Source organism: Burkholderia sp. BCC1985, assembly GCF_905339915.1.
GTDB lineage: Bacteria > Pseudomonadota > Gammaproteobacteria > Burkholderiales > Burkholderiaceae > Burkholderia.
The window spans coordinates 52,290-75,748 of record NZ_CAJPGY010000001.1; the positions used below are offsets into that span (position 1 = coordinate 52,290).

22 protein-coding genes are annotated in these 23,459 nt (G+C 68.2%); 6 read left to right on the forward strand and 16 right to left on the reverse strand.

The annotated features are described in order from the left end of the window. From lipA to U4Z31_RS00265, 6 genes are all read right to left on the reverse strand, one after another. On the reverse strand, nucleotides 1-966 hold the full coding sequence (lipA, locus tag U4Z31_RS00240; protein WP_321809156.1) for a lipoyl synthase: 966 nt from the start codon (nucleotides 964-966) through the stop codon (nucleotides 1-3). A gap of 2 nt (nucleotides 967-968) precedes the next feature. Continuing rightward, nucleotides 969-2,084, reverse strand: coding sequence for an acetoin dehydrogenase dihydrolipoyllysine-residue acetyltransferase subunit (locus U4Z31_RS00245; RefSeq protein WP_044847262.1), 1,116 nt, complete (start codon nucleotides 2,082-2,084; stop codon nucleotides 969-971). A 4-nt stretch (nucleotides 2,085-2,088) separates the two neighbouring features. After that, a complete protein-coding gene (locus U4Z31_RS00250) occupies nucleotides 2,089-3,093 on the reverse strand; it encodes an alpha-ketoacid dehydrogenase subunit beta (RefSeq protein ID WP_044847261.1) in 1,005 nt (334 codons plus the stop codon). Nucleotides 3,094-3,163: 70 nt separating this feature from the next. Continuing rightward, nucleotides 3,164-4,147, reverse strand: a complete 984-nt coding sequence (locus U4Z31_RS00255) for a thiamine pyrophosphate-dependent dehydrogenase E1 component subunit alpha (protein WP_044847260.1) — start codon at nucleotides 4,145-4,147, stop codon at nucleotides 3,164-3,166. 81 nt (nucleotides 4,148-4,228) lie between these two features. Further along, nucleotides 4,229-4,381, reverse strand: coding sequence for a hypothetical protein (locus tag U4Z31_RS00260; RefSeq protein ID WP_321809157.1), 153 nt, complete (start codon nucleotides 4,379-4,381; stop codon nucleotides 4,229-4,231). Continuing rightward, the gene (locus tag U4Z31_RS00265; RefSeq protein WP_257771347.1) at nucleotides 4,369-5,427 is read right to left on the reverse strand and encodes an ATP-NAD kinase family protein; all 1,059 of its coding nucleotides are present in this window, start codon (nucleotides 5,425-5,427) and stop codon (nucleotides 4,369-4,371) included. The genes U4Z31_RS00260 and U4Z31_RS00265 overlap by 13 nt, the downstream gene beginning before the upstream one ends. 523 nt (nucleotides 5,428-5,950) lie before the next feature. On the opposite strand from U4Z31_RS00265, the gene U4Z31_RS00270 reads away from it, so the two are divergent. Continuing rightward, entirely contained in the window at nucleotides 5,951-7,867 is a 1,917-nt protein-coding gene (locus U4Z31_RS00270) for a sigma-54-dependent Fis family transcriptional regulator (protein WP_321809158.1), read from the forward strand. A gap of 46 nt (nucleotides 7,868-7,913) precedes the next feature. Here the strand turns inward: U4Z31_RS00270 and U4Z31_RS00275 are convergent, their stop codons facing one another. Then, a complete protein-coding gene (locus tag U4Z31_RS00275; protein WP_321809159.1) occupies nucleotides 7,914-8,348 on the reverse strand; it encodes a carboxymuconolactone decarboxylase family protein in 435 nt (144 codons plus the stop codon). Continuing rightward, a complete protein-coding gene (locus tag U4Z31_RS00280) occupies nucleotides 8,332-8,793 on the reverse strand; it encodes a MerR family transcriptional regulator (protein ID WP_321809160.1) in 462 nt (153 codons plus the stop codon). Before U4Z31_RS00280 ends, U4Z31_RS00275 begins: the two co-directional genes overlap by 17 nt. A 286-nt stretch (nucleotides 8,794-9,079) precedes the next feature. Here U4Z31_RS00280 and U4Z31_RS00285 point away from each other — a divergent pair, with 286 nt between their 5' ends. After that, nucleotides 9,080-9,703, forward strand: coding sequence for a ComEA family DNA-binding protein (locus tag U4Z31_RS00285; protein WP_321809161.1), 624 nt, complete (start codon nucleotides 9,080-9,082; stop codon nucleotides 9,701-9,703). Between the two features lie 88 nt (nucleotides 9,704-9,791). Next, nucleotides 9,792-10,223, forward strand: a complete 432-nt coding sequence (locus U4Z31_RS00290) for a YidB family protein (protein ID WP_044847252.1) — start codon at nucleotides 9,792-9,794, stop codon at nucleotides 10,221-10,223. 122 nt (nucleotides 10,224-10,345) lie between these two features. Here U4Z31_RS00290 and clpB read toward each other — a convergent pair whose 3' ends face one another. Continuing rightward, nucleotides 10,346-12,943: an ATP-dependent chaperone ClpB gene (clpB, locus tag U4Z31_RS00295; protein WP_321809162.1), complete on the reverse strand. Its 2,598-nt coding sequence runs from the start codon at nucleotides 12,941-12,943 to the stop codon at nucleotides 10,346-10,348. A gap of 156 nt (nucleotides 12,944-13,099) precedes the next feature. Next, entirely contained in the window at nucleotides 13,100-13,618 is a 519-nt protein-coding gene (locus U4Z31_RS00300; protein ID WP_321809163.1) for an Rrf2 family transcriptional regulator, read from the reverse strand. Nucleotides 13,619-13,883: 265 nt separating this feature from the next. On the opposite strand from U4Z31_RS00300, the gene U4Z31_RS00305 reads away from it, so the two are divergent. Beyond that, nucleotides 13,884-14,444: a group III truncated hemoglobin gene (locus tag U4Z31_RS00305; RefSeq protein ID WP_321809164.1), complete on the forward strand. Its 561-nt coding sequence runs from the start codon at nucleotides 13,884-13,886 to the stop codon at nucleotides 14,442-14,444. 69 nt (nucleotides 14,445-14,513) lie between these two features. On the opposite strand, the gene U4Z31_RS00310 is transcribed toward U4Z31_RS00305, so the two are convergent. The 6 genes from U4Z31_RS00310 to U4Z31_RS00335 all read right to left on the reverse strand — a co-directional run bounded on the left by U4Z31_RS00310 (nucleotide 14,514) and on the right by U4Z31_RS00335 (nucleotide 20,954). Then, nucleotides 14,514-14,990: a molybdenum cofactor biosynthesis protein MoaE gene (locus U4Z31_RS00310; protein WP_321809165.1), complete on the reverse strand. Its 477-nt coding sequence runs from the start codon at nucleotides 14,988-14,990 to the stop codon at nucleotides 14,514-14,516. Nucleotides 14,991-15,049: 59 nt separating this feature from the next. Then, nucleotides 15,050-15,307, reverse strand: a complete 258-nt coding sequence (gene moaD, locus U4Z31_RS00315; protein WP_006758354.1) for a molybdopterin converting factor subunit 1 — start codon at nucleotides 15,305-15,307, stop codon at nucleotides 15,050-15,052. 19 nt (nucleotides 15,308-15,326) lie between these two features. Further along, entirely contained in the window at nucleotides 15,327-16,574 is a 1,248-nt protein-coding gene (gene glp / locus U4Z31_RS00320) for a gephyrin-like molybdotransferase Glp (RefSeq protein WP_044847247.1), read from the reverse strand. Nucleotides 16,575-16,866: 292 nt separating this feature from the next. Next, on the reverse strand, nucleotides 16,867-18,318 hold the full coding sequence (thrC, locus tag U4Z31_RS00325; RefSeq protein ID WP_044847246.1) for a threonine synthase: 1,452 nt from the start codon (nucleotides 18,316-18,318) through the stop codon (nucleotides 16,867-16,869). 14 nt (nucleotides 18,319-18,332) lie between these two features. Beyond that, nucleotides 18,333-19,661 (reverse strand): homoserine dehydrogenase, encoded by a 1,329-nt coding sequence (locus U4Z31_RS00330; protein ID WP_044847245.1) that lies wholly within the window; start codon nucleotides 19,659-19,661, stop codon nucleotides 18,333-18,335. Nucleotides 19,662-19,715: 54 nt separating this feature from the next. Further along, nucleotides 19,716-20,954, reverse strand: a complete 1,239-nt coding sequence (locus U4Z31_RS00335; protein WP_124486277.1) for a pyridoxal phosphate-dependent aminotransferase — start codon at nucleotides 20,952-20,954, stop codon at nucleotides 19,716-19,718. A gap of 315 nt (nucleotides 20,955-21,269) precedes the next feature. Between U4Z31_RS00335 and U4Z31_RS00340 the strand changes: the two genes are divergently transcribed. Together U4Z31_RS00340 and U4Z31_RS00345 are read left to right on the forward strand one after the other, a co-directional pair. After that, complete coding sequence (locus U4Z31_RS00340) at nucleotides 21,270-21,644, forward strand: Mth938-like domain-containing protein (protein ID WP_006754746.1); 375 nt, start codon at nucleotides 21,270-21,272, stop codon at nucleotides 21,642-21,644. A 135-nt stretch (nucleotides 21,645-21,779) separates the two neighbouring features. Continuing rightward, a complete protein-coding gene (locus U4Z31_RS00345) occupies nucleotides 21,780-23,456 on the forward strand; it encodes a glycosyltransferase family 39 protein (RefSeq protein ID WP_321809166.1) in 1,677 nt (558 codons plus the stop codon). Nucleotides 23,457-23,459: the final 3 nt, after the last annotated feature.

Below are 23,459 nucleotides of genomic sequence, written 5' to 3' on the forward strand. Positions count from 1 at the left end.
CTACGCGTCCTCCAGCACGTCGGCCGCGTGGTACGAGGACCGCACGAGCGGTCCGGCAACGACTTCCCTGAAACCGAGCGCCAGCCCCTCGTCGCGCCACGCGACGAACGCCTCGGGGCTCACGTAGCGTCGCACCGGCAGATGGTGCGCGGACGGCGCGAGATACTGGCCGAGCGTCAGCACGTCGACCTCGTGCGCGCGCAGGTCGCGCAGCGTGTCCCGCACCTCGTCGTCGCACTCGCCGAGCCCGAGCATCAAGCCCGATTTCGTCACGAGCGTCGGCCGCGCGGCCTTCGCATGCGCGAGCAGTTCGAGCGAGCCGCGATAGTCGGCGCCCGGCCGCGCCGCCCGATACAGCGACGGCACCGTCTCGATGTTGTGATTGAACACGTCCGGCCACGCCGACGACAACGCATCGAGCGCACGCGCGACGCGGCCGCGGAAATCGGGCGTCAGCACCTCGACGCCGATGCCCGGCACGCTCGCGCGCACCGCCGCGATGCAGGCGGCAAAATGCGCGGCGCCGCCGTCGCGCAGGTCGTCGCGATCGACCGACGTGATCACGACGTAACGCAGCCCGAGCGCCGCGACCGCGGCCGCGAGCCGCGCGGGCTCGTCGGCATCGAGCGGCTCGGGACGGCCGTGCGCGACGTCGCAGAACGGGCAGCGCCGCGTGCACAGCCCGCCCATGATCATGAAGGTCGCGGTGCGCTGCGCGAAGCATTCGCCGATGTTCGGGCACATCGCCTCCTCGCAGACGGAATGCAGCCGATGCTCGCGCAGCACGGCCGCCATGTCGGCGACCGCCCCGCTCATCATCGGCCGCGCCCGCAGCCACGGCGGCTTCGGCAGCGCCGCGCCGCCCGCGGGCTCGACGCGCACCGGAATGCGCGCGAGCTTGTCGCGGCTGCGCGCGCCCGGCTGGCCGAGCGCGGTGAGGCTGGGTCGTTCGAGCGCGGCGGTCATCGTCAGTCTCCGAGAAATGCGACGATCAGGCGGTTCACGTCGGCAGCCGCCTCCATCTGCACCATGTGGCCGCTGCCGGCAATCACCTCGGCACGCACGCCGTCCGGCAAGCCCTGCGCGTGCCGCGCCGGAATCACCTGGTCGTGCTCGCCCCAGATCACAAGCGTGCGCGGCGCGAGCGACCCGACGCGGTCGCGGAACACGCGCCGCTGGGCCGCACCGTCGAACGCGGCGCTCGCGATCTTCTCCAGCGCGGCCTGCACGCCTTCGAGCCGCTTGTACTTGACGAGATCCTCGACCAGTTGCCGCGTGACGAGCGCGTGGTCCGCGAACAGCGCGCCGAGGTGCGGCTTCAGCGTGTTGCGGCTGTTGCCGGCGACGAAGCCATCGATGTAATCGCGGTTGATGTCGGCGCCGAGCCCAGCACTCGCGATCAGCGTCAGCGATGCGACGCGCTCCGGCGCGCTGTCGGCCAACGTCATCGCCACCGCGCCGCCCATCGAATGGCCGATCAGGTGCGCGCGCTCGATGTGCTGCGCATCGAGCAGCGCGAGCACCGCATCGGCCAGTTCGTCGAGGCTGCCGGTGTCGACTGCCTTGCCCGACTCGCCATGCCCCGGCAGATCGAGCGCCCAGACGGGCCGGTGCGCGGCGAGCTCCGCGTGGTTGAACAGCCAGTTGTTGAGGTCACCGCCGAAGCCGTGGATCAGCACGGCGGGCGTGCCCGAGCCGTCGCCGAGCTTCAGGAACCGGACCGTGCGTCCGCCGATCTGCGCCTTCTCGGGCTGCGGGCCCGCCGCGTCGTCGGCGGCCGCGGCCGGCACGAAATCGCGCTGGAATTCGGCGATCGCCGCGTCGATGTCGGCATCGCTCGCCTCGGCCGCGGCCACCACGCCGAGCAGCGCGCCGACGGGCAGCGTCTCGCCCTCCTGCGCGACCTGCCGGCGCAGCGTGCCGTCGAACGCGCACTCGACGCCCGACGAAATCTTGTCGGTCTCGACGTCGAGCACTTCGTCGCCCTTCGTCACGCGCTCGCCGATCGCCTTCAGCCAGCCGTTGACCTGCCCCTGCTCCATCGACAGCCCCCACTTGGGCATCGTGATCATGTGAATCGACATCGTGTCAGCTCCTGGTCTTGAGTACCGCCTGCGCGATCGCGTCGGCGGACGGGATGTAAAGGTCTTCCAGCACGCCGGCGAACGGCGCGGGCGTATGCGGCGCGGTGACCAGCTCGATCGGCGCCTTGAGCGTCCGGAACGCGCGCTGTGCGACGAGCGCGGCGATGTCGGTCGCGATCGAGCAGCGCGGGTTCGCTTCATCGACCACCACCACGCGCCCGGTGCGCGCCGCGCTTTCGAGGATCGTTTCCTCGTCGAGCGGCGACGTCGTACGCAGGTCGATCACGTCGACGTGAATGCCGTCCTTCGCGAGCTTCGCGGCCGCGTCGGTCGCGAGATGCACCATCCGGCCGTACGTGACGATCGTAGCGTCGTCGCCTTCGCGCACGACGTTCGCCTCGCCGAACGGAATCGCATAGGATTCCTCAGGTACGTCGCCTTCGCGCGTGTAGAGCAGCTTGTGTTCGAGGAAGATCACGGGATCGTTGTCGCGGATCGACTGGATCAGCAGCCCCTTCGCGTCGTAAGGCGTCGACGGGCACACGACCTTCAGCCCCGGAATGTGCGTAAACAGCGACGTGAGCATCTGCGAATGCTGCGCGGCCGCGCGCAGGCCCGCGCCGTACATCGCGCGGATCACGACCGGCGTCACGGCCTTGCCGCCGAACATGTAGCGGAATTTCGCGGCCTGGTTGAAGATCTGGTCGAAGCACACGCCCATGAAATCGATGAACATCAACTCCGCGACGGGCCGCATCCCGCACGCGGCCGCGCCGACCGCCGCGCCGATGTAGCCGCCTTCCGACAGCGGCGTATCGAGCACGCGGCCCGGAAACTTGTGAAACAGCCCCTTCGTCACGCCGAGCACGCCACCCCATGCGTCGTCCTCGCCCGGCGCACCCGCGCCGCCCGCGTTGTCCTCGCCCATCACGATCACGCTGTCGTCGCGCGCCATTTCCTGCGCGAGCGCCTCGTTGATCGCCTGCGAATAAGTGATCTTCCTTGCCATGTCTGTCTCCTGGGATATTCGGTTCGCCGTGCCGGCCGCGCCGGCCGCTGGCGGCTATGTCAGAGCGCGCTCACGGGTACGACACGTACACGTCGGTCAGCAGGTCGGCCGCGTCGGGCAGCGGCGCGGCCTTCGCCTGCGCGACCGCATCGTCGATCAGCGCCTTCACCTGCGCATCGACCGCGCGCAGATCGTCGGTCGTCAGCACCTCGGCACGCACGACGCGCGCTTCGAAATGCTTCAGGCAATCCTTCTCGTCGCGCAGCTTCTGCACTTCGCCCGGCGCGCGGTAGGTCTGCGCATCGCCTTCGAAATGGCCGAAGTAGCGCGTGAACTTCACCTCGACGAGCGTCGGGCCGCCGCCGTTGCGCGCGCGCGCGACGGCTTCGCCGAGCGCCTCGTGCACCGCGAAGAAGTCGAAGCCGTCGACGATCACACCCGGCATCCCGAAGCCGTTCGCGCGGTCGGCGATGTTGTCGGTCGCGACCGACCAGCTCGACGATGTCGCTTCCGCATAGCCGTTGTTCTCGGCCACGAAGATCGCCGGCAGGCGCCACACCGACGCGAGGTTCATCGATTCGAAGATCACGCCCTGGTTCGACGCGCCGTCGCCGAAGAAGCACACGCCGACGCCGCCGGTCTTCTTGTGCTTGGCCGCGAGCGCCGCGCCGCACACGAGCGGGCCGCCCGCGCCGACGATCCCGTTCGCGCCGAGCATCCCCATCGCCAGGTCGGCGATGTGCATCGAGCCGCCCTTGCCGTGGCAGACGCCCGTCTTCTTGCCGTAGATCTCGGCCATCATCCCGTGCACGTCGACGCCTTTCGCGATGCAGTGGCCATGCCCGCGGTGCGTGGTGGCGACGTAGTCTGCAAGTCCGAGATGCAGCATCGTGCCGACCGCGGAAGCCTCCTCGCCCGCATACAGGTGAACGAAGCCGGGGATTTCGCCGGTCGCGAACTCGACGTGCAGGCGCTCCTCGAATTCGCGGATCGTGCGCATCAGCCGGTAGGCGTCCAGCAGCGTGTCCCTGCTGAGCTGTGTCGAAACGGTCATGTGTGTCTCCTGGATAGGTCTGACTGCGAATGCCGCCGCGGCAACGCTGCGGCGACGGATTGCATGGCGGCCCTGCGGCCGTCAGTGAAACGTGAAGCGCCCGTCGACGCGCGCGGCCCGCATGCGCGCGATGGCGACCGGTTCGTCGAAACGGGCTGTCATGGTGAAGTCTCCTTGCAGAAGGTTCGGAATCCGATCGAGATGTCGTCGCGAAGCCGCGATCAGAAGCGCCACGCGCCGGCATCGCGCAACAGCTGCCGCGACGACGCGTAACGCAGCGTGCGGCCGACATCGACCGTCAACGGCCCGCGCCAGTCGAGCGCGATCTCGTAGCGCTCGCCGCGCGCGACCTCGATCTCGCGCTCGCCGTCGAACGCGAGCGTGCCGTGCTCGAACGGGATCGTCTGCCACGCATTCGGCTCGAGCCGCTCGCAGCTGCGCATCACGACACGATCGACGCGGCCGGGTGCGATCGGCGCGACGAGCGGCGTGCCGGCGGTCTTGCCGTCGGCGGCGAAGCGCATCGCGAGCCCGTGCGGCGCGCTGCGCTCGAGCGGTGCCCACGCGCCGCCGAGCGCGGACAGGCCGATGCCGTCCGGCTCCGCAAACGTCAGGTAGAGCGTGTCGATGTCGTCGGGCCCCGAGATCGCGCGCGCACCGATGAAGCGCTGGCGGGCCGCGCACACGTCGACGAGCGCGATCTCCTCGCGGCCCGCGTTCGCGCCCGCCGCGCAGCGCACGACGAGCCGCTTGTTGCGCGTGAACGCGACCTCCGCCGGCACGGCGCCGGTCGCGGCGAGTCCTGCCGCGACGCCCGCGACGGTCGCTTCGCGATGTTCGGGAAACGCATTGTTGGTGCCGGTGGACAGCGCGACGAGCGGCGTCGCGCCGCAATGCGCGGCGACCGCGCGATGCGTGCCGTCGCCGCCGAGCACGACGATCAGCGCGACTTCCATCCGGCGCATGTAGGCGGCACCGGCCTGCGTGTCGGCGACGGTGTCCGAGATCGGCAGGTCGACGAATTCGACGTCGGGCCAGCGCTCGTGCGGCGCGACCGCGCGATGCGTATCGAGCGCACGCATCAGCAGCGTCGCGATGCCCGTCTTGTCGCGCAAGGTCAGCACGCGCTCGACGCCCATCGCACCGAGGCCGGCGAGCAGGCGCACGACCATGTTGGCCTTTTCCGCCGTCGGGAATACGGATGCATGCGTCGTCAGGCGGCGAATGTCGCGCCCCGATGCGGGGTTCGCGATCACGCCGACGGTCACGGGCGTCGTCACGGGCTTGTCTCCATCCAGTGGACCGGCGCTCGCGCGCCGGCCCTGCATGTGTCGTCCGCCGTCATCGAGGGCAGCGGATCGTCGTCGCCGACGCGATTGCGCCGGCTTGCCCGTGACATCTGCAAGCGGCGTGCCACCGTGTGTGCAATGACCGCGAAACCCGCGTGCGGACTGGCTCGGCCGGTACGCCAGGCATCGGCATCTGCTGCCGCGAGCGCCCGACGCCCTGCGAAACCGCCCGTGCGTCTCACGCGGTCGATCTCCTGGCGCGCCGGTTTCGGCGCCTTCATCCGGACCGCAATTTCGCCGGCAAGCCACGCGGCTCGCGGCGCGGCGCGCACCGCCGTGCGCCGGCCCACCGTTGCGCGCGGCCTGCCCGCGCGTCTCAGCCGCGCGAGACCGGCTGAGATACCGCTGAGACGAACGTCTCACGCCGCGCGCGTGCTGCGATGCAATGTGATCCGCGCAAGCGGATGTGCTACAAGAACATCGAATTCCCCGCCGTACGGAACCGGAGCCGATCATGCCCTACGCAGTCCCCCAGGCCCAGCACGCCGACCGTGTGCTCGGCGCGCTCGCCGGACGCCTGCCCGCGCCGGCCGATTCCGCGCGTCTCGTGTCGTCGTGGCAGCGCTCGCTCGAGCGCTACGCGCTTGACCCGGCGTCGTCGATCGGCCCGCGCGTGCTGACCGCGGCCGAGCTGCGCGAGGTGCGCGACAAGGAGGAGGCCTTCCTGCGCGCATCAGGCCAGTGCCTGACGCGCCTGCACGACATGATTCGCGTCGCCGACTACTGCGTGATGCTGACCGACGCGCACGGCGTGACGATCGATTACCGGATCGACCGCGAACGCCGCAACGACTTCCGTCATGCGGGGCTGCACATCGGCTCGTGCTGGTCGGAAAGCGAGGAAGGCACCTGCGGCGTCGCGAGCGTGCTGACCGATCTCGCGCCGATCACCGTGCACAAGACCGACCACTTCCGCGCGGCCTTCACCACGCTCACCTGCAGCGCGGCCCCGATCTTCGCGCCGGGCGGCGAACTGATCGGCGTGCTCGATGCGTCGGCCGTCCAGTCGCCGGACGGCCGCGACAGCCAGCGTCTCGTGTACCAGCTCGTGCGGCAGAGCGCGGCGCTGATCGAGGATGGCTACTTCGTGCACAGCACCGCGCAGCACTGGATATTGTTCGGGCATCCGAATCGTCACTACGTCGAGGCGCAGCCCGAATGGCTGATCGCATTCGACGAATGCGGCAATATCGTCGCCGCGAACCGGACGGCGCGCGACGCGCTGCCGGCGCTGCGCGAGCCGCGCCATATCGACGAGATCTTCGATGCGACCGAGATGCCGCTGCGCGACGCCGCGCGGCTCGACGCGATCGTCGCGCTGCGGCTGCGCGCGACCGGCGCCCCGCTCTATGCACGGCTGCGCGCGCCGCTACGGCGCGCCGGCCGCGAAACCGCCCCGGCATCGCGCCGCCCCGGCACCGCGCAGCGCCACGTCGGCGCGCTGACGCCGTTCCTGCACAGCAGCGACGCGCGCGTCGCGCAGCAGGCCGAACTCGCGCTGCGTGTCGCGAGCAAGCGGCTGCCGATTCTCGTGCTCGGCGAAACCGGCGCGGGCAAGGAAGTGTTCGCCCGCGCGATCCACGACGCCGGTGCGCGACGCGCACGGCCGTTCGTCGCGGTCAACTGCGGCGCGCTGCCCGAGGCGCTGATCGAAAGCGAGCTGTTCGGCTATGCGGCCGGCGCGTTCACCGGTGCGCGCAAGCACGGCGCGCGCGGCAAGATCGCGCTCGCCGACGGCGGCACGCTGTTCCTCGACGAAATCGGCGACATGCCGCTCACGCTGCAGACGCGCCTGCTGCGCGTGCTCGCCGACGGCGAGGTCGTCCCGCTCGGCAGCGATACGCCGGTGCGCGTCGATCTCGACGTGATCTGCGCGACGCACCGCGATCTCGCGCGGATGGTGGCCGACGGCACGTTCCGCGAGGATCTGTATTACCGGCTGAGCGGCGCGACGTTCGAACTGCCGCCGCTGCGCGAGCGCGCGGACGTGAGCGACGTGATCGCCGCGGTGTTCGCCGAGGAAGCGCAGGCGACCGGCCATGTGCTCACGCTCGACGCGACGCTCGCCGAGCAGCTCGCCGCGTATCCGTGGCCCGGCAACGTGCGGCAGCTGCGCAACGTGCTGCGCTATGCGTGCGCGGTGTGCGACGCCGCGCGCGTGACGCGGCGCGACTTGCCGGCCGATCTCGCCGCGCAGCTCGGCGCCGGGCCGCCCGGCGCGCTGCCGGACGACGAACGCGGCCGCATCGTCGCGGCGCTCACCGCGCATCGCTGGCGGCCGGACGCGGCCGCGCAGGCACTCGGCATCTCGCGCGCGACGTTGTACCGGCGGATCGCGAAACACCGGATCGTCGCGCCGCACCGCCTCTGAAACATCTGATGCATCCGGTTCATCCGACGCACCGGCACGCGTCGCATCACGCGGCGTGCGCGACCGCTTCGGTCGTGCCGCCGTCCCGGCCGGCCGCTTCATCGCGCCGCGTGAACACCTCGTGCGCGGCGAACAACGCGTTGAGGGCGGCCGGGAAACCCGCGTAGACGGCCATCTGCATGAACACCTCGACGATCTCGTCGCGCGTGCATCCGACGTTCAGCGCCGCCTCGACATGCACCTTCAGTTGCGGCTGCGCGTTGCCGAGCGCGGCCAGCGCGGCGATCGTCGCGATCTCGCGCGCTTTCAGGTCGAGCTGCGGCCGGCTGTAGATGTCGCCGAAACCGAATTCGACGATCAGCCGCCCGAAGTCCGGCGCGATCGGCGCAAGCGACGCGATCACGCGTTCGCCCACTTCGCCGTCGATTTCCTTCAGCTTGTTCCAGCCGCGCGTGTAGCGATCTTCAACGAGTCGTTCCATGGTGTCCGTCCTGTTCCGAGAATGAGTGAGTAGGGTTCGCCCGTCGTTCCGTCTCGCGTTCCTGCGTCTCGTAGTACATGATCTTGTCGCCGATCGCGTCGAGGCTCGCCTGCAGCTCCGCGATATGCGCGCGCACCGCGTCGCGATGCGCGACCAGCAAGTGCCGCCGCGCACCGAACGTCGACTCGCCTTGCGCACGCAGCGCCGCGAACTGCTGCATCTGCGCGATCGGCATGCCGGTCGCCTTCAGGCGCATCACGAAGTCCAGCCAGTCAAGATCGGCCGGCGCGTAGAGCCGGTGCCCGGCCGCCGTGCGCGAAATCGCGCGCAGCAGGCCGGCCTGCTCGTAATACCGCAGCGTATGCGTCGACACGCCGGTCAGTTCGGCGACTTGCCCGATCGTGAGCGGACCGGCGGCGGAAGGTCTGGATACGGTTTTCGACATGGCAGGAACAAGGTTAGGAGTTAGAGTTCACTCTAAGTCAAGCGTTGTCGCACGGCCAAGTACAACAATTTGGAATCCCCGCCGCGGACACCGTAAAGAATGGTCAAAACCGCCGCCCGACGCGGCTTTCCGTCTTTACAGCGACGCAAGCCTTCAGCAAGATTCGGTCAGCCTGTCTCAAAAAGGGCACGCATTTGTCCTATGCTTAACGGCGACGCCCGGCCAGGTCTCGCCCCGCCGTCCGTTGCAACAGCCATTCATCCGTCAGAACCAGGGAGCCTTTGCCATGCTGAAAAAGCTGCTGATGCTGTTCGTCGCGCTATCGCTGTCGCTTGCCGCCGGCCTCGCCGCGGCCGTCGAAGTCAACACGGCCGACCAGGCCGCGCTCGAATCGGTGAAGGGCCTCGGCCCCGTGAAGTCGAAGGCGATCATCGACGAACGCACCAAGAACGGCCCGTTCAAGGACGCGGACGATCTCGCGAACCGCGTGAAGGGTCTCGGCACGAAGTCGGTCGGGCATCTCGAGGAAAACGGCCTGACGATCGGCGGTTCGTCGACGCCGCCGAAGGGCGTGAAGCTGTCGAAGCCGGCCGCGACGACGCCGGCGACGACCCCGTCGACCACGCCGGCCACGACGCCGGCAGGCACCGCTCCGACGTCGACGACCGCGACGGCCGGCACGACGGCGACGGCACCTGCACCGGCCGCGAGCGCGCCGGAAGCGGCGACCAAGCCGGCCAAGGGCAAGCGTGCATCGAAGAAGGAGAAGGCGGCCGCAGCCGCGGCGGCCTCCGCAGACGCGGGCGCGAGCGCGCCGGCCGCAGCGTCGTCCACGAAGGCGACGAAGGGTTCGAAGAAGAAGAGCAAGAAGGACAAGGCAGCCTCCGCCGCCGCGGCGTCGGGCGCCTGATGTGCGCCGCGTGCGCGATGGCGTGCGCGCGGCATTCGATCAACGGGCGCCGTCGTCACGGCGCCCTTTTCAGTAAAGGTGAAGAACCATGGGTCTCCTCGATATCGTTGGCGGTCTGCTCGGCGGCCAGGCCGGCGGCAACTCGCAAAGCGCGCTGATCGCGACCGCGCTCGAATTCATCAACAACCAGCCGGGCGGGCTGAACGGCCTGATCGAGAAGTTCCAGAAAGGCGGCGCCGGCGACGTGATCGGCTCGTGGGTCGGCACCGGCGAAAACCAGCCGATCTCGCCCGACACGTTGCAGAACGTGCTCGGCTCGGACGTCGTCGGTTCGCTCGCCAGCAAGATCGGCATCGATCCGGGCCAGGCCTCGTCGATCCTCGCGCAGGTGCTGCCGCACGTCGTCAACAGCGCGACGCCGAACGGCGAAGTGCCGGCCGGCGGCCAGATCGACACGTCGAACGTGCTCGGCACGCTCACGCAGCTCGCCGGCATGTTCGGCGGCAACAAGCAAGGCTGAGCCGCGCCGGCTGACGGCCTCGGCAGCGGTTTCGGCCGCCCCATATGCAAACACCCCGCCTGAGCGGGGTGTTTGTTTTTGCGTGCCCGGCGCGAACCGGACACGCGGCCGATGGCCGGCGATCAGTGCACGACGCGGTCGAACACGAACTGGCCGTCGTTGACGTCGACCGGGATCACGTCCTTCGGACCGAAGCGGCCCGCGAGGATCAGCTTCGCGACCGGGTTCTCGATCTCCTGCTGGATCGTGCGCTTCAGCGGCCGCGCGCCGAACACCGGATCGTAGCCGACCTTCGCGATCTGTTCGAGCGCCGCCGGCGACACGTCGAGCGCCATGTCGAGCTTCGCGAGCCGGTCGTGCAGGCGCGCGAGCTGGATCTTCGCGATCGACTCGATGTTGCTGCGATCGAGCGCGTGGAACACGACGACGTCGTCGATCCGGTTCAGGAACTCCGGACGGAAGTGCTGCTTCACTTCGAGCCACACGGCGTCCTTGATCTCTTCCTGCGGCGAACCCGTCATCGCCTGGATCACCTGCGAGCCGAGGTTCGACGTCATCACGATCACCGTGTTCTTGAAGTCGACCGTACGCCCCTGCCCGTCGGTCATGCGGCCGTCGTCGAGCACCTGCAGCAGCACGTTGAACACGTCCGGATGCGCCTTCTCGATCTCGTCGAGCAGGATCACGCTGTACGGCTTGCGGCGCACGGCTTCCGTCAGGTAGCCGCCTTCCTCGTAGCCGACGTAGCCCGGCGGCGCGCCGATCAGCCGCGCGACGCTGTGCTTCTCCATGAACTCGCTCATGTCGATGCGGATCAGGTGCTCTTCGGAATCGAACAGGAACGACGCCAGCGCCTTGCACAGCTCGGTCTTGCCGACCCCCGTCGGGCCGAGGAACAGGAACGAGCCGTACGGACGGTTCGGATCGGCGAGACCCGCGCGCGAACGACGGATCGCATCCGCGACCGCGCTGATCGCCTCGTCCTGGCCGACCACGCGCTCGTGCAGCTTTTCCTCGATGTGCAGCAGCTTCTCGCGTTCGCCCTGCATCATCCGCGACACCGGAATCCCGGTTGCGCGCGACACGACTTCCGCGATTTCTTCGGCGCCGACCTGCGTGCGGAGCAGCCGCGGACGCGTCGGGTTGTGCTGCTCCTGCTCTTCGGCCTGCGTGACCTGCTTCAGTCGCGACTCGAGTTGCGGCAGCTTGCCGTACTGCAGCTCGGCGACCTTCTCCAGCTTGCCTTCCCGCTGCAGACGCGCGATGTCGGCGCGCACCTTCTCGATCTCTTCCTTGAGCTGCGCGCTGCCCTGCACCGCGGCCTTCTCGGCGGTCCAGATCTCTTCCAGGTCCGCATATTCGCGGCCGAGGCGCTCGATCTCTTCCTCGATCAGCTGCAGGCGCTTCTGCGACGCTTCGTCCTGCTCCTTCTTCACGGCCTCGCGCTCGATCTTCAGCTGGATCAGCCGGCGATCGAGCTTGTCCATCTCTTCGGGCTTCGAATCGATTTCCATCTTGATCTTCGACGCAGCCTCGTCGATCAGGTCGATCGCCTTGTCCGGCAGGAAACGATCGGTGATGTAGCGATGCGACAGCTCGGCCGCGGCGACGATCGCCGGGTCGGTGATGTCGACGCCGTGGTGCAGTTCGTACTTCTCCTGCAGCCCGCGCAGGATCGCGATCGTCGCCTCGACGCTCGGCTCGTCGACGAGCACCTTCTGGAAGCGACGCTCGAGCGCGGCATCCTTCTCGATGTACTTGCGGTATTCGTCGAGCGTGGTCGCGCCGATGCAGTGCAGCTCGCCGCGCGACAGCGCCGGCTTCAGCATGTTGCCCGCGTCCATCGCGCCTTCGGCCTTGCCGGCACCGACCATCGTGTGGATCTCGTCGATGAACACGATCGTCTGGCCTTCGTCCTTCGCGATGTCGTTGAGCACGGCCTTCAGGCGCTCCTCGAACTCGCCGCGGTACTTCGCGCCGGCGAGCAGCGCGGCCATGTCGAGCGACAGCACGCGCTTGCCCTTCAGCGTCTCGGGCACTTCGCCGTTGACGATCCGCTGCGCGAGCCCTTCGACGATCGCGGTCTTGCCGACGCCCGGCTCGCCGATCAGCACCGGGTTGTTCTTGGTGCGGCGCTGCAGGATCTGGATCGAACGGCGGATTTCGTCGTCGCGGCCGATCACCGGATCGAGCTTGCCCGCGCGGGCGCGCTCGGTCAGGTCGACCGTGTATTTCTTCAGCGCCTCGCGCTGGCTTTCCGCGTCCTGGCTGTGCACCTGCGAGCCGCCGCGCACCGCGGCGATCGCAGCTTCGAGCGCCTTGCGCGTGAGGCCGTGCTGGCGGGCCAGCTTGCCGGCTTCGCCCTTGTCGTCGGACACGGCGAGCAGGAACATCTCGCTCGCGATGAACGTGTCGTTGAGCTTCTGCGCTTCCTTGTCGGCCTGGTTCAACAGCCCGGTCAGCTCCCGGCCGATCTGGATGTCGCCGCCCGTGCCCGTCACTTGCGGCAGGCGCGAAATGGCTTCGTTCAGCGCGCCTTGCAGCGCCTGCACGTGAACGCCCGCGCGCGACATCAGCGAGCGGGCGGAGCCGTCCTGCTGCGCGACCAGCGCCGCCAGCACGTGAACGGGTTCGATGTATTGATTGTCGCGGCCTGCCGCGAGGCTTTGCGCGTCAGAGAGTGCTTCCTGGAACTTGGTGGTGAGCTTGTCGATTCTCATTTGGTGAGACCTCCAATTTTCGATTAACACCAAGATGAGGATGGTTATACGGGTTTCAAGCGAAATTCGGGTTGATTCAACGCAAAAATCGCCGGGCGGCGACGCGGCGGCCTGTGGGCGGGCCGCAGCGCGGACGGCGGGGATGGCGCCGGCGTATCAGTCGCCCCTCGACGACGATTCGGCGGCCGCCGGCGCGTCATCCCCGGACGGTTCGGCGCGCACCAGCGCGATCGGACGAATGCCCAGCAGCGCGGCGAGCGGCGACGCGGGCACGCTCAGCTCGCCGAGCGTGTGGCGGTCGAGCTCGGCGAAGAATGCGTCGCGCGCGGCCGCCAGCACACCCTTCAGGCGGCATTGCGGCTCGATCACGCAGCCGCGCGCCTCGTCGCCGTCGGCCACGAAGCAGCCGACCAGCGCGAAATCGTTCTCGGTCGCGCGCACCACCTGGCCGACCGTCAGCTTCAGCGATTCGGGGAACAGCCGCAGCCCGCCGTTGCGGCCGCGCACGGTGTCGACCCAGCCGAGCTCGCCGAGCTGCTGCACGACTTTCATCAGATGGTTCTTCGAGATGCCATAGGCGTCCGAGATCTCCTGGATCGTCGCGAGCCCCTCGCCGCGCACGGCGAGATACAGCATGACGCGCAGCGAGTAGTCGGTGTAGTCGGTGAGTCTCATGAGCAGGTACGGAAAATCGTCGATCGTGCCCCGCTCGGGCGAAGCGGGTCGATCGGAACGCGCGCCGGGGCGGCTGTCGAGGCCACCGACGACGCCGGGTTGCCGGGACGGCCTGCGCGCAATAAGATGCATGACATCTGCGCATTTTTCAGGCAGGGGTGGACGCTATTTTGCGTCAAAATTCCGTCGGCGTCCTGCGCGTTGCCCACGCCGCCGTTCCGCCGACACGTCACCGATGCCCTGAATTTCCCGGCCCTTTTTTGCCATGACCGCCCTGCCCGCCACGCCCGATACCGCTCCGGCCCGCCTGCGCGACGCCGAACCGACCGAAAACAACATCCGCGACCTCGTGTACGCGTTCTACGACCGCGTGCGCGCCGATCCGCTGCTCGGCCCCGTGTTCGACGCGAAGCTGGACGGCCGCTGGGACGACCATCTGCCGAAGATGGTGAGCTTCTGGTCGAGCCTCGTGCTCGGCACCAAGGGCTATCGCGGCAACGTGCAGCAGGCGCACCAGCCGCTCGACGGGATCGAGCCCGCGCATTTCAGCCGCTGGCTGTCGCTGTTCCTGAAGACCGTCGAGGGGCGCTACACACCGCCCGCGGCCATCCGCTTCATGGAGCCCGCGCTGCGGATCGCGCAGAGCCTGCAGTTGAGCCGCTTCGGCTGGGATTACCCGATTCCGCCCGAGCAGCAGGCGCTGCTCGACGCGATCGCGCCGCGCCGCCGCGACACGGGCGACGATCCGCATGCGCTGCCGTCACGCGCCCGCGGCGAGCCGTTTCCGACGAGGATCATCGGACGCGGCACGGATCCGGACGCCTGACACGACGATTCGCGGCGCTCGAACCCTCGAGCGCCTGCGGCACATCGCCGCACAATGCGAACGCCGCGCTCAACGCGGCGTGTTGCCCGATTCGACGCCCCAGCGTGCGAGCGCCGCATCGTCGGTACTGCGGGCATCGACCCAGCGCTCGCCGTCCGGCGTCGTTTCCTTCTTCCAGAACGGCGCCTCGGTCTTCAGGTAGTCCATCACGAATTCGCACGACGCGAACGCGTCGCCGCGATGCGACGCGACCGTCGCGACCATCACGATCTGGTCGAGCGGCAGCAACCGGCCGACGCGATGCACGATCGCGACGTCGATCCCGGGCCAGCGCCGGCCGGCCTCGGCGGCGATCTTCTCGAGCGCCTTCTCGGTCATCCCCGGATAGTGCTCGAGCTCCATCGCGGCGACCGAATCGCCTTCGTTCAGGTCGCGCACGGTGCCGACGAAGCATGCGACCGCGCCGATCTTCGGGTTGCGCGCGCGCAGTGCCGCGACTTCGGTGTTCAGGTCGAAGTCGTTGGTCTGGATTCGTATCGTTGCCATCATCTGCCTCTGTCGACCAGAGTTAGCGCTTTAGCACCTACTCCGGTCCCATCCCAAGCTCAACCGCCCGTCACCGGCGGAAAGAACGCGACCTCGCAACCGTCGGTGAGCCGCGTATCGGGATCGGTCATCTCGTGATTGCATGCCATGCGCAACGCGCGCCCTTCGGCGAGCGTTTCGGCCCACGCGCCGCCGCGCAGGCGCAGCCAGGCGCGCACGTCGCCGACGGTCGTCACGCCGTCCGGCACGTCGGCCTGCTCGTCGGACACGCCCAGCGCCTCGCGCACGCTTGCAAAGAATTTCAGCTGAATCTTCATAAGTCGGGAAGCCGTCGTATTACGACAGCAGTTCGGAAAACGGAATGAAACGCACGGTCTCGCCCGCGCTGATCGCGTGCTGCGGCGGATTGTCGATCAGTCCGTCGCCCCAGACCGTCGACGTCAGCACCGCCGAGCTCTGGTTCGGGAACAGGTCGAGGCCGCCGGCCGCGTTGACGCGCGCGCGCAGGAATTCGTTGCGCCGGTCGCCCTTGCCTTGCGAGAAGTCCGCGCGCAGCGACAGCGCGCGCGGCGCGACGTCGCGCACGCCGGACAGGCGCAGCAGGAACGGCCGCACGAACAGCAGGAACGTGACGAAGCTCGACACGGGGTTGCCCGGCAGCCCGATGAAATGCGCGTCGGGACGCGCGTCGCCGCGACGCACCGCGCCGAACGCGAGCGGCTTGCCCGGCTTCATCGCGATCTGCCACAGCGCGAGCCGCCCTTCGGCCTCGACGGCCGGCTTCACGTGATCCTCGTCGCCGACCGATACGCCGCCGCTCGTCAGGATCACGTCGTGATCGCGCGCGGCCTCGCGCAGCGTGTCGCGGGTCGCGGCGAGCGAGTCGGGCACGATCCCGTAATCGGTCACGTGGCAACCGAGCCGCTCGAGCAGCCCGCGCAGCGTGAAGCGGTTCGAATTGTAGATCGCGCCGGGCTTCAGCGGCTCGCCCGGCATCGTCAGTTCGTCGCCGGTGAAGAACACCGCGACGCGAATCCGCCGCGCGACCGACAGCTGCGCGCAGCCGACCGACGCGGCCAGCCCGAGCGCCTGCGGCGTGAGCCGCGTGCCGGACGGCAGGATCACCGAACCCTGGCGGATGTCCGCGCCCTGCGCGGTGATCCATTCGCCGGCTTTCGGCGTGTGCAGGATCTCGACCGCATCACCGTCAGCCGACGTCTGTTCCTGCATCACGACGGCGTCGGCGCCGGCCGGCACCGTCGCGCCGGTGAAGATCCGCGCGGCCGTGCCCGCCGCGAGCGGCGCGGCCGGATGGCCGGCCGGAATCCGCTGCGACACCGGCAGGCGCCGCTCGCCGTGCAGCAGGTCGGCGACGCGCACCGCGTAGCCGTCCATCGCGCTCGTATGCATCGGCGGCACGTCGAGCGGCGAACTCACGTCGGCCGCCAGCACGCGGCCGAGCGCGTCGAGCGTGGCGACGGTTTCGGCGCCGGGCAACGGCTTCGCGGCTTCGAGCAGCGCGGCCAGCGCCTCGGCGGTCGACAGCATCGGCGCGCGCGGCGCCGCGGGATTCGGATTCGACATCGATGGAATCGGGGAAACGTTGGAGTCAATACGTCATTGTAGCGACGCCGTCGCGCCCACGCGCGATATGCCGGACATGCGGCAACTGTGATCGGCGCGAACACGCGGCACTGGCACTCGTTTCGATTTACTTGTTTCGATTCGCGCGCCGTCGGACGGCGCGCCCGTGCGCGGCCGCGGCCCAACCCAAACAAAACGGCCGGAACCCCGATCCGTGCGACGAATCGGCATTCCGGCCGTGCTGCGCCGCCGGGCTTGCGACCCCGCGGCACGGTGCTGCCCCAGTGCTACGTCATGCGCCCGTATGCGCGACGATGAAGTCCTTCACCTGCTGCGCGTCGGCCTTCACGACCTCGAAACGCTGCGGCAGCGCCTCGAGCCCGTCGAATGCGGCCGGCCGCTCGGCCTCGCGATCGAGCGCTTCGCGGATCGTCTCGCCGAACTTGATCGGCTGGGCCGTCTCGAGCACGACCATCGGTACGCCCGCGTCGAGATGCTCGCGCGCGACCTTCACGCCGTCGGCCGTGTGCGTATCAATCATCGTGTCGTAGCGCGAGAACACGTCGCGGATCGTCGCGATACGGTCCGTGTGGCTGCTGCGGCCCGACACGAAGCCGAACTCGGCGACGCGCGCGAAATCGCCGCTCGCCGCGAGATCGAAACCGCCCTTCTCCTCGACGTCGCGGAACAGCTGCATCACGCGGGCCGGATCGCGGCCGAGCAGGTCGAACACGAAGCGCTCGAAGTTCGACGCCTTCGAGATATCCATGCTCGGGCTGCTCGTGTGATAGGTGTTTTCCGCGCTGCGCACACGGTATGCGCCGGTGCGGAAGAACTCGTCGAGCACGTCGTTCTCGTTGGTGGCGACCACGAGCTTCGCGATCGGCAGGCCCATCATCCGCGCGATGTGACCCGCGCAGACGTTGCCGAAGTTGCCCGACGGCACCGTAAACGACACGCGCTCGTCGTTCGACGTCGTCGCCGCGAAATAGCCCTTGAAGTAGTACACGACCTGCGCGACGACGCGCGCCCAGTTGATCGAGTTGACCGTGCCGATCTTCTGCTGCGCCTTGAACGCGTGATCGTTCGAGACGGCCTTCACGATGTCCTGGCAGTCGTCGAACACGCCTTCGACCGCGAGGTTGAAGATGTTCGGATCCTGCAGGCTGAACATCTGGGCGGTCTGGAACGCGCTCATCTTCTTGTGCGGCGACAGCATGAACACGCGCACACCTGCCTTGCCGCGCATCGCGTACTCGGCCGCGCTGCCGGTGTCGCCCGACGTCGCGCCGAGGATGTTCAACGCTTCGCCGTGCTTCGCGAGCGTGTACTCGAACAGGTTGCCGAGCAGCTGCATCGCCATGTCCTTGAACGCGAGCGTCGGGCCGTTCGACAGTTCGAGCAGCGACAGCGCCGCGCCGTTCTCGGTGCCGAGCGTCTTCAGCGGCGTGATGTCGGACGCGTTCTCGCCGTGGCGCGTGTTGCTGTATACGGCGGCCGTATAGGTGCGGCGCGTGATCGCGCGCAGGTCGTCGGCCGGCACGTCGTCGCAGAACTTCGACAGGATCTCGAACGCGAGATCCGCGTACGGCAGCGTGCGCCAGCGCGCGAGTTCGTCGGCCGACACCTGCGGGTACTCGGCCGGCAGGTACAGCCCGCCGTCCTTCGCAAGGCCGCCGAGCAGGATGTCGGAGAACGTGTGGCGCTCGCCGATGCCGGCACCGCGCGTGGAGATGTAGTTCATGTCGTTCCTGGTCCTCAGTTCAGCGCTTCCATGCGCAGCTTCGTCACCTTCGAGACCACTGTCGCGAGGCTCTCGATCTGCGCGATCGCCGCGTTCACGTGCTTCTCGAGCGTCTCGTGCGTGATCAGGATGATGTCGGTTTCGCCGTTCGCGTCGTCGACCTGCTCCGATTCCTTCTGCAGCAGCGCGTCGATCGAGATGCCCGTGGCGGCGAGGATGCGCGTGATGTCCGCGAGCACGCCGGTCTGGTCGGCCACGCGCAGGCGCAGGTAGTAGCCGCTCGTCACTTCCTCGATCGGCAGGATCGGCGTGTTCGACAGGCTGTCCGGCTGGAACGCGAGATGCGGCACGCGATGCTCGGGGTCGGCCGTGTGCAGGCGCGTGACGTCGACGAGATCCGCGACGACCGCCGACGCGGTCGGTTCCGCGCCCGCGCCCTTGCCGTAGTACAGCGTCGTGCCGACCGCGTCGCCGTGCACGACGACCGCGTTCATCGCGCCCTCGACGTTCGCGAGCAGGCGCTTCTCCGGAATCAGCGTCGGGTGCACGCGCAGCTCGATGCCCTTTTCGGCGCGGCGCGCGATGCCGAGCAGCTTGATCCGGTAGCCGAGCTCTTCCGCGTAGCGGATGTCGGTCGCGTCGAGCTTGCTGATGCCTTCGACGTAGGCGCGGTCGAACTGGACCGGCACGCCGAACGCGATCGCGCTCATGATGGTCGCCTTGTGCGCGGCGTCGACGCCTTCGATGTCGAAGGTCGGATCGGCTTCCGCATAGCCGAGCTCCTGCGCGGCCTTCAGCGCGGTCGCGAAGTCGAGGCCGCGGTCGCGCATTTCCGACAGGATGTAGTTCGTCGTGCCGTTGATGATGCCGGCGATGTACTGGATGCGGTTCGCGGTCAGGCCTTCGCGCAGCGCCTTGATGATCGGGATGCCGCCGGCGACGGCCGCCTCGAACGCGACCATCACGCCCTTCTCGCGCGCGGCCTCGAAGATCTCGGTGCCGTGCACCGCGAGCAGCGCCTTGTTCGCCGTCACGACGTGCTTGCCGTTCGCGATCGCGCGCAGCACGAGCTCGCGTGCGATGCCCGTACCGCCGATCATCTCGGCGATGATCGAGATCGACGGATCGTCGACGACCGCGTTGAAATCGTCGGTGATCTGCGCGGCGCCGGCGTTACCGCCGAGTGCGGCCTGCGCCTTGGCCGGATTGCGCACGGCAATGCGCGCGATCTCGATGCCGCGCCCCGCGCGTCGCTTGATTTCTTCCTGGTTGCGGTGCAGCACCGTGAAGGTGCCGCTGCCGACGGTGCCGAAGCCCAACAGGCCAACTTTGATCGGTTCCATGCTGCGTGTGATCGATGAGTAAGAATTGAATGAATGCCGGGGGACGCTGTCCGCTCAGACCGAATGACGCTTGCGGTAGCCGTCGAGGAAGCGCGCGATCCGGTTGATCGAATCGGTCAGGTCGTCGAGGTTCGGCAGGAAGACCACGCGGAAGTGATCCGGCGCCGCCCAGTTGAAGCCCGTCCCCTGCACGAGCAGCACGCGTTCCTCGAGCAACAGGTCGAGGATGAACTGCTGGTCGTTCTGGATCGGATAAAGCTTCGGATCGAGGCGCGGGAACATGTACAGCGCGGCCTGCGGCTTCACGCAGGTCACGCCGGGAATCGACGTGAGCATGTCGTATGCGAGTTCGCGCTGCTTGAAGAGGCGGCCGCTCGGCACGATCAGCTCGTTGATGCTCTGGTAGCCGCCGAGCGCGGTCTGAATCGCGAACTGCCCGGGCACGTTCGCGCACAGGCGCATCGACGACAGGATCCCGAGGCCTTCCAGGTAATCCTTCGCGCGCCGGCGGTTGTCGCCGCCGAGGCCCGACACGGCCATCCAGCCCGCGCGGTAGCCGCACGAGCGATAGCTTTTCGACAGGCTGTTGAACGTGACGGTGATCACGTCTTCCGACAGCGAGCCCAGCGCCGTGTGCTCGAGCCCGTCGTAGACGATCTTGTCGTAGACCTCGTCGGCGAACACGATCAGCCCGTGCTGACGCGCGATCTCGAGCAGCTCGAGCAGCAATTCGTCGGAATAAAGCGCGCCGGTCGGGTTGTTCGGGTTGATCACGACGATCGCCTTGGTGTTCGGCGTGATCTTGCGGCGGATGTCGTCGAGGTCGGGCATCCACGCGTTCTGCTCGTCGCACACGTAGTGCACGGGCGTGCCGCCCGACAGGCTCACGGCGGCCGTCCACAGCGGGTAGTCGGGCGCCGGCAGCAGCACTTCGTCGCCGTCGTTCAGCAGCGCCTGGGTCGCCATCACGATCAGCTCGGACGCGCCGTTGCCGATGTAGATGTCGTCGAGGCCGACACCGACGACGCCCTTTTGCTGCGTGTAGTGCATCACGGCCTTGCGCGCCGAGAACACGCCCTTCGAATCCGAATAGCCGGACGACGCCGGCAGGTTGCGGATCATGTCCTGGATGATTTCGTCCGGCGCGTCGAAACCGAACGGCGCGAGGTTGCCGATGTTCAGCTTGATGATGCGGTGGCCTTCTTCCTCGAGGCGCTTCGCGTGCTCGAGCACCGGGCCACGGATGTCGTAGCAGACGTTGAGCAGCTTGTTCGACTTCTGAATCGGTTTCACGACGACACGGTTCCTGGGTTGGCCTTGCGGCCGGGGGACGGGATCAAAACTGGAGAGCGGCTGGTCTATGCGCGCTGTCTAGACTGGGGAAAATGCGGGCAGTCGGACGCGGCTTGTGGCGACGCACGATGCAAGTGGCGCCCGGGGGCGACCAAAAAGTTATAATTTAGCGGATTTTGGCCAACTTTCGCAATGCACCATGGCCGCTCCGGGCCCGCGCCGTCAGGCGTCCCGCGTGCGCCGGTCGCGAAACGGCCGCCCGGGCCCGTGCGGCCCTTGCCAGACCTTCCCTCCACGGAACCGCGGAATACCGATTTGAAACTGCACCAGGACACGAGCGGCGCGCTCAACACCGTCACCGGCTACGGCCCCGATTATGTCGACGTCAACCTCCAACGCCACGAAGGGAGCGTCATCGTGCTGCCCGGCGCACCGGTGCGGGACTGGCCCGTGTCGTCGTTCGACGCGCTCGCGCCCGAGCATTTCGCGATGCTGCTCGACCCGGCCCCCGAACTCGTGATCTTCGGCAGCGGCGCGCGGCTGCGCTTCCCGCATCCGCGCCTCGTGGCCGCGCTGACGGCCAAGCGGATCGGCGTCGAGACGATGGATTTCCAGGCCGCCTGCCGGACCTACAACATCCTGATGGCCGAGGGCCGCAAAGTGGCCGCCGCGCTCTTAATTGAACGTTAATCCCCGATGCGGTAAAACTCGGGCCGGCACACCGGGTCGATCCCCGGATCATCACGCGGATCGGCAACCGGCAAGCCGGCCGCCGCCGGCGCGACCCGCCGGCGGCGCTTACAACAACCAACAGGCTGAAAATTCATGAACGATACGCCGTCGAGGCTACCGCTCAATCGCATCACGCTCGTCCTCCTGCTCGTCGCGCTCGCGATCGTCTGGTTCGCGCCGCTCGGGCTGCGCCACCTGATCCCGAGCGACGAAGGCCGCTACGCGGAAATGGCGCGGGAAATGTTCGTCACCGGCGACTGGATCACGCCGCGCTACAACGGCTACAAGTATTTCGAGAAGCCGCCGCTGCAGACCTGGCTGAACGCGCTGACGTTCGCCTGGTTCGGCATCGGCGAATGGCAGGCGCGCCTGTACACGGGCCTCGCCAGCTTCGCCGGCGTGCTGCTGGTCGGCTTCACGGGCGCGCGCCTGTTCAACCCGCTGTCCGGCTTGCTCGCGGCCGTCGTGCTCGCGTGCTCGCCGTACTGGAACCTGATGGGCCATTTCAACGCGCTCGACATGGGGCTCGCGTTCTGGATGGCGCTGTCGCTCTGCTCGCTGCTGCTCGCGCAGCGGCCCGGGCTGCCGGCGGGCGCGGTGCGCGGCTGGATGTGGGCGTGCTGGGCCGCGATGGCGTTCGCCGTGCTGTCCAAGGGCCTCGTCGGCCTGATCCTGCCCGGCGCCGTACTGGTGCTCTATACGCTGATCGCCCGCGACTGGGCACTGTGGAAGCGGCTCTACCTGGTCAGCGGCCTCGTGATCTTCTTCGCGATCGTCACGCCGTGGTTCGTGCTCGTCCAGCAGCGCAACCCCGAGTTCTTCAACTTCTTCTTCATCGTCCAGCAGTTCCGCCGCTACCTGACCCCGGAGCAGAACCGCCCGGGCCCGTTCTACTATTTCGTGCCGGTGCTGCTGGTCGGCTTCCTGCCGTGGCTGTCGGTCGCGTGGCAGAGCATCCGCCATGCGCTGCGGATGCCGCGCCAGCCGAACGGCTTCTCGCCGATGCTCGTGCTGCTGATCTGGAGCGCGTTCATCTTCCTGTTCTTCAGCACGTCGCACTCGAAGCTGATCTCGTACGTGCTGCCGGTCGCGCCGGCGCTCGCGCTGATCATCGGCGCGTACCTGCCGCTGATGAGCGCCGACCGGTTCCGCCGCCACCTGCTCGGCTACCTCGTGTTCTTCGTCGTCGCGGCGTTCGGGATCATCTTCCTCGCGTATCAGGGCGACGCCCGCACGCCGAACGCGCTGTACCGCGCGTTCCAGGTGTGGCTGTACGCGGGCCTCGCGGTCGCGGGCGCGCTGACGCTCGCGGCCGCCTGGCTGAACCGCCGCGTGGGCGTCGCGGCCGCGATCACCGCGTTCGGCGCCGCGTGGCTCGCGTTCGGCACGATCGGCGGCACCGGTCACGACGAATTCGGCCGCTACAGCTCGGGCGCGCTGCTCGCGCCCGCCGTGCGCGCCGAACTGGCGAAGCTGCCGCCCGACACGCCGTTCTACTCGATCGAGATGCTCGATCACACGTTCCCGTTCTATATGGGCCACACGACGATCATGGTCCAGCGCCAGGACGAGCTCGCATTCGGCATCTCGGTCGAGCCGGACAAGTGGATCCCGACCGTCGACCAATGGATGGAACGCTGGAAGCAGGACACCCATGCGCTCGCGATCATGCCGCCCGGCCAGTACGACACGCTGGTCAGGCAAGGCGTGCCGATGCGCGTGATCGCGCGCGACAACCGCCGCGTGATCGTCGAGAAACCGCAATCGTAAGGA